At 67.4% G+C, this 5129-nt stretch carries 4 protein-coding genes and 1 pseudogene; 3 read left to right on the top strand and 2 right to left on the bottom strand.

Going from position 1 to position 5129, the window contains the following annotated elements:
* Window positions 1-21: 21 nt before the first annotated feature.
* On the bottom strand, window positions 22-1830 hold the full coding sequence (locus Y704_RS0115900; RefSeq protein WP_026550847.1) for an AMP-dependent synthetase/ligase: 1809 nt from the start codon (window positions 1828-1830) through the stop codon (window positions 22-24).
* 143 nt (window positions 1831-1973) lie between these two features.
* On the opposite strand from Y704_RS0115900, the gene Y704_RS21995 reads away from it, so the two are divergent.
* Window positions 1974-3062 carry an ROK family protein gene (locus tag Y704_RS21995; RefSeq protein WP_253904372.1) on the top strand — a complete coding sequence of 363 codons (1089 nt, stop codon included), beginning with the start codon at window positions 1974-1976 and terminating at the stop codon, window positions 3060-3062.
* A 38-nt stretch (window positions 3063-3100) separates the two neighbouring features.
* On the opposite strand, the gene Y704_RS0115890 is transcribed toward Y704_RS21995, so the two are convergent.
* The gene (locus Y704_RS0115890; RefSeq protein ID WP_026550846.1) at window positions 3101-3595 is read right to left on the bottom strand and encodes a hypothetical protein; all 495 of its coding nucleotides are present in this window, start codon (window positions 3593-3595) and stop codon (window positions 3101-3103) included.
* Window positions 3596-3869: 274 nt separating this feature from the next.
* Between Y704_RS0115890 and Y704_RS21990 the strand changes: the two genes are divergently transcribed.
* Together Y704_RS21990 and Y704_RS24635 are read left to right on the top strand one after the other, a co-directional pair.
* On the top strand, window positions 3870-4853 hold the full coding sequence (locus tag Y704_RS21990; protein WP_081747712.1) for a lysophospholipid acyltransferase family protein: 984 nt from the start codon (window positions 3870-3872) through the stop codon (window positions 4851-4853).
* Window positions 4811-4951: pseudogene (locus Y704_RS24635) on the top strand (1-acyl-sn-glycerol-3-phosphate acyltransferase); the annotation flags it as partial. The gene Y704_RS21990 and the pseudogene Y704_RS24635, both read left to right, overlap by 43 nt.
* Window positions 4952-5129: the final 178 nt, after the last annotated feature.

The raw sequence follows: 5129 nt of genomic DNA, 5'->3' as shown, positions 1-5129 counted from the left end.
GGGCCGTCAGCCGGTCCAGGGTCAGACCTTGCTCGTCGAGTAGATGGACTCGACGATCGCGGAATAGTCCTTGAGCACCTGGGCGCGCTTGATCTTGAGTGACGGTGTGAGGTGGCCGCTGGTCTCGGTGAAGTCGGTGGGCACGATCCGGAAGACCTTGATGGCCTCCGCCCGTGACACGGTGGTATTCGCGCCGTCCACGAGTTCCTGGATCTCCGCCAGCACCACGGGGTGCTCAGCGGCCTCCGCCATGGTGGTGCCGGCGGGCAGCTGATGGCGGTCGAGCCAACCCGGCAGCGCTTCCTCGTCGAGGGTGATCAGTGCGGAGATGAAGGGGCGCTGGTCGCCGACCACCACGCACTGCGATACCAGGGCGTTCGCACGGATGGTGTCCTCGAGCAACGCGGGCACCACGTTCTTTCCGCTGGCCGTGACGATGATCTCCTTCTTCCTGCCGGTGATGAACAGGAACCCGTCGTCGTCGAGCTGCCCGATGTCGCCGGTACGGAACCATCCGTCGGCGAAGGCCTCGGCGGTGAGGTCGGGCCGGTTGTAATAGCCCTTCATCACGCAGACACCCTTAGCCAGGATCTCGCCGTCCTCGGCGATCCGAACGGCGTTGCCGGGCAGGGGCGCTCCCACGGAGCCGATCTTGATGCGCTTCGGGGTGTTCACCGTGATGGGAGCTGTGGTCTCCGTCAGGCCGTAGCCCTCGAGCACCATCAGCCCGATACCGTGGAAAAAATGACCCAGGCGGTCGCCCAGCGGCGCTCCGCCGGAGACTGCGTGCTCCACACGTCCGCCCATGGCGGTGCGGATCTTGCCGTAGAGGAGGCGGTCGAACACTGCATGCTTGGCCTTGAGCATCAGGGGGACCTTGCCCGCCTGGTCGGCTTTCGACCAGGCGATGGCGACGTCGGCACCGGCGTGGAAGATCTTGCCCTTGCCGCCGTCCTCGGCCTTCAGCATGGAGTTGTTGTACACCTTCTCGAACACTCTCGGCACGGCGAGGATGAAGGTCGGCTTGTAGCTCTGGAGGTCGGGCAGCAGGTTCTTGACGTCGGAGGTGTGCGCCACGGTGGCACCTGCCGAGACACACAGCACCGAGATGAACCGCGCGAACACATGCGCCAGGGGCAGGAACATGATGGTCTGCGCGCCCTCGTGGGCGACCTCCGGCAGCGCGGCGGCGGCGTTGTCGGCGAGTTCGACGAAGTTCCCGTGGGTCAGTTCGCAACCTTTGGGCCGGCCCGTCGTCCCGGAGGTGTAGATGATGGTGGCGATGTCGTCGAGCCCCGCGATCGCCCGGCGGTCCGCGACCGCCTGGTCCTCGACGCCCGCTCCGGCGGTGCGGAGCACGTCCAACCCAGTGCCGTCGAACTGCCAGACGTGCTGCAGGGCACTGAGGGGTTCCGAGGCTGCTGCTTCCCGGACCACGTTCTCGTGGCGCGCAGCCTCGACGAAAGCACCGACCGCGCCGGAGTCGCTGAGGATCCAGGCCACCTGGGCGGGGGAGGACGTCTCGTACACGGGAACCGACACAGCGCCCGCGAACCAGATGGCGAAATCCGCGAGGGACCACTCATACCTGGTCCGTGCCATGATGGCCACCCGGTCGCCCGCGTGGACACCTGAGGCGATCAGGCCCTTCGCTACCGCTTCCACCTGGCTGCGGAATTCGGTAGCACTGATGTCCTGCCACTGGCCGGCTCCGTCCTGGACGGAGAAGAGTGCGGGGTTGGACGATTTCGCTGCCTGCCGCACCACGAGGTCCGTGGTGTTGCTGCTGCGGGGTACGTCCACGAGGACGGGAACGCTGATTTCGCGCACGATAGCTCCTTCGATATCACCAATGCCTGTGGGATTTCCCCAGCCTACTGGTTTTCACGCGTAAATTACCGTCGAGTAATGTACGAAACAGTAACGGTGCGGGAAACCCCGCCCGGCCTTCCCGTGACGGAGAGAAAAACACGATGACGTCCCAGCATACGAGGGGGATCTTCCGCTCCCGCCGCGCTGACGGTCCATCGATGCTGCCGTGGAGCAGCCAGGCACCGCTCGCCGCCCGCGCACCGCGCACCGGCCTGGCCAATCCGGCGCGGCGCGGCCTCGCTGTCGGCATCGATATCGGCGGTACGAAGGTCGCAGCCGGCGTCGTCGACGTGTACGGGCGCACCCTCGCCGAAGCGACCCGCACCACGCCCGGGCAGGACGCGCGGGAGGTGGAACGGGTGATCGCCGAACTGGTGGGCGAACTGTCGCGGAACTTCCGGATCCGGTCCGTCGGGATCGGTGCGGCGGGCTGGATGGACCTGGCGAACGGGACGGTGCTCTTCAGCCCGCACCTCGCCTGGCGCAACGAGCCGCTGCGCCGCAACCTGGAGGTCCTCCTGCGGCGGCGCGTCACGGTGGTGAACGACGCCGACGCCGCGGCGTGGGCGGAATCGCGGTTCGGTGCGGGGCGCGACGAGCCGCGTCTGGTGTGTGTCACCCTTGGAACCGGCATCGGCGGTGCGATGATCATGGACGGCCGGGTGGAACGGGGCCGTCACGGTGTGGCCGGCGAGTTCGGGCACCAGATCCTGGTTCCCCAGGGCCATCGATGCGAGTGTGGAAACCGCGGCTGCTGGGAACAGTACGCGTCGGGCAACGCCCTCGGCCGTGAGGCACGTGAACTCGCCGCCGCCAATTCCCCGGTCGCCCGCAACCTGCTCGACGCAGTGGACGGCGACGTCCGCGCGATCACGGGAGCGCTGGTCACCAGCCTCGCCCTCGAGGGCGACCCGGCGTCGAAGGAGCTGGTCGACGACGTCGGCCAGTGGCTGGGGCTCGGCCTGGCCAACCTCGCGGCAGCTCTCGATCCCGGGACCTTCGTCATCGGCGGCGGTCTCAGCACGGCGGGACAGCTCCTGCTGGAGCCCACGCGCCGGGCCTTCGCACGGAACCTGACGGGCCGCGGCTTCCGGCCGGCGGCCGGCATCGAACTTGCTGCCCTCGGACCTGCAGCGGGACTCATCGGAGCCGCGGACCTCTCCCGGCAGATGCTGCGCGGCACCGTCTAGGTTCCCGCGCAGGCCCAATCCCGCACGACCCCGAAAGGCTAGACCTCGGCGCCGTCGTCGTCGCGGCTCCCGGGCAGGCGGGTCAGGAGGTAACCGGCTCCGGCCACGAACACTGCGAGCACCCCGAGCCAGACGGACAGGGGAGCGCTGCGCCAGAACATGGCAATCACCAGGAGCAGCACGGGTCCGCCCGCAGCTGCCAGCCAGGACAGCACCAGCAGGGGATCACCGGCTCCCAGCGGAGGGGGTTCGGGCGGTACGTAGCGGCCGTCGTCGTTTCCCGTTTCGGTCGCCTCATAGTCGCGGGGGCCCGGCGGACGCAGCGGTTGATTCTCGAAAACGGCATCCGCTCGCTGCCGGTCGGTCAGGAACGGGTTCGGCGGTAACGGGTCAGCGGCCGGAGCGCCGGCCGGCGTGTCCTTCCGTGCCGGTTCCGGTGCCGTTCCGGGCGGCGTCTGCTCAAGGCGCGCAACGATGTCCAGCCATACCTCATCGTCCGTGGACTCGTTGGGTTCCTGCCCTCGGGGGGTCATAAGCTGCTACCTGCTGTTCCATTACAGAATGAGTTCCGCCGGGCGGCCGAAGATCGGTGGGGTTATGATCCATCGTGGCCACAGGACAGCGGTTCGTCAACTGCACCTGCACGCTTCCATGCCCACCGGTTGGGCCGTTCCGTCCCCCTGCACCGGTTTGTCCCGGCATTCCACCCGAGTGCGGCGTGCTGGGCCCTTAGAGTAGGCTTCCACAAGGAAAAAAGGACGGCGTGCCGGTATCGAAGGCCGCAGTCCCTTCAGGGAGGCTGGCAGCGTGTTCTATTGGATTATGAAGAGGGTCATCGTTGGTCCTCTTCTGAATCTGCTTTTCCGTCCCTGGATCAAGGGCGTGGACAACATTCCGGCCTCCGGGCCGGCAGTGCTGGTCAGCAACCACCTGTCCTTCTCGGACTCGATCTTCCTGCCTATTGCGGTTCCGCGGCCTGTGGTATTCCTGGCGAAGTCCGAGTACTTCACCGGCAGGGGCCTCAAGGGGCGGATGACGGCGATGTTCTTCCGCTTGTCGAACCAGCTGCCGATGGACCGCTCCGGCGGCGCGGCGTCGTCGTCCTCACTGACCGCCGGCATGGACATTCTCAACGCCGGGGGCCTGCTGGGAATCTATCCCGAAGGAACGCGCAGTCCGGACGGGCGCCTGTACCGCGGCAAGACGGGCGTCGCCAAGCTGGTCCTCGCCACGGGGGTTCCCGTTATTCCGGTGGCGATGATCGGGACCGACAAGGTCCAGCCGATCGGCCGCAGGATCCCGAACATCCGGCGGGTCGGAGTGATCATCGGTGAGCCGCTCGATTTCAGCAGATACGAGGGCCTTGCCGAGGACCGCTTCGTGCAGCGGTCGGTGACGGACGAGATCATGTATGAGCTGATGAGGCTTTCGGGGCAGGAATACGTGGACGCCTACGCGAGCACGGTCAAGGACAAGCTTGCTGCCGAGAAGGCGGCAGGCAGGAAGGCGCCACGGCCGGGCGCCGACACCCGCCGTGCCGCGGTGCGGCTCAGCCCGGCAGAGCAGGCGTCTCCCGCACGGGGAGCTGTCACCGAGATCGGGCAGGTTCCTGACGACGGGACGGCCGACCAGAAGGTCGGGAAGAAAGCCGGCCCGGATGCCGGCCCAACAGCAGACAGCGCGGTCGACCAGAAGGTCGGGAAGAAAGCCGGCCCGGATGCCGGCCCGACAGCAGACAGCGCGGCCGACCAGAAGGTCGGGAAGAGGACCGCTTCGTGCAGCGGTCGGTGACGGACGAGATCATGTATGAGCTGATGAGGCTTTCGGGGCAGGAATACGTGGACGCCTACGCGAGCACGGTCAAGGACAAGCTTGCTGCCGAGAAGGCGGCAGGCAGGAAGGCGCCACGGCCGGGCGCCGACACCCGCCGTGCCGCGGTGCGGCTCAGCCCGGCAGAGCAGGCGTCTCCCGCACGGGGAGCTGTCACCGAGATCGGGCAGGTTCCTGACGACGGGACGGCCGACCAGAAGGTCGGGAAGAAAGCCGGCCCGGATGCCGGCCCAACAG

This window comes from Arthrobacter sp. Br18 (assembly GCF_000520555.1).
Classification (GTDB): domain Bacteria; phylum Actinomycetota; class Actinomycetes; order Actinomycetales; family Micrococcaceae; genus Arthrobacter_D.
This window is presented reverse-complemented; position numbering and strand designations above follow the sequence as displayed.

Excerpts from the sequence above, each read along its gene's own strand:
- Y704_RS21995 (WP_253904372.1), top strand. The coding sequence starts at position 1,974 with ATGACGTCCCAGCATACGAGGGGGATCTTCCGCTCCCGCCGCGCTGAC.
- Y704_RS0115890 (WP_026550846.1), bottom strand. The coding sequence starts at position 3,595 with ATGACCCCCCGAGGGCAGGAACCCAACGAGTCCACGGACGATGAGGTA.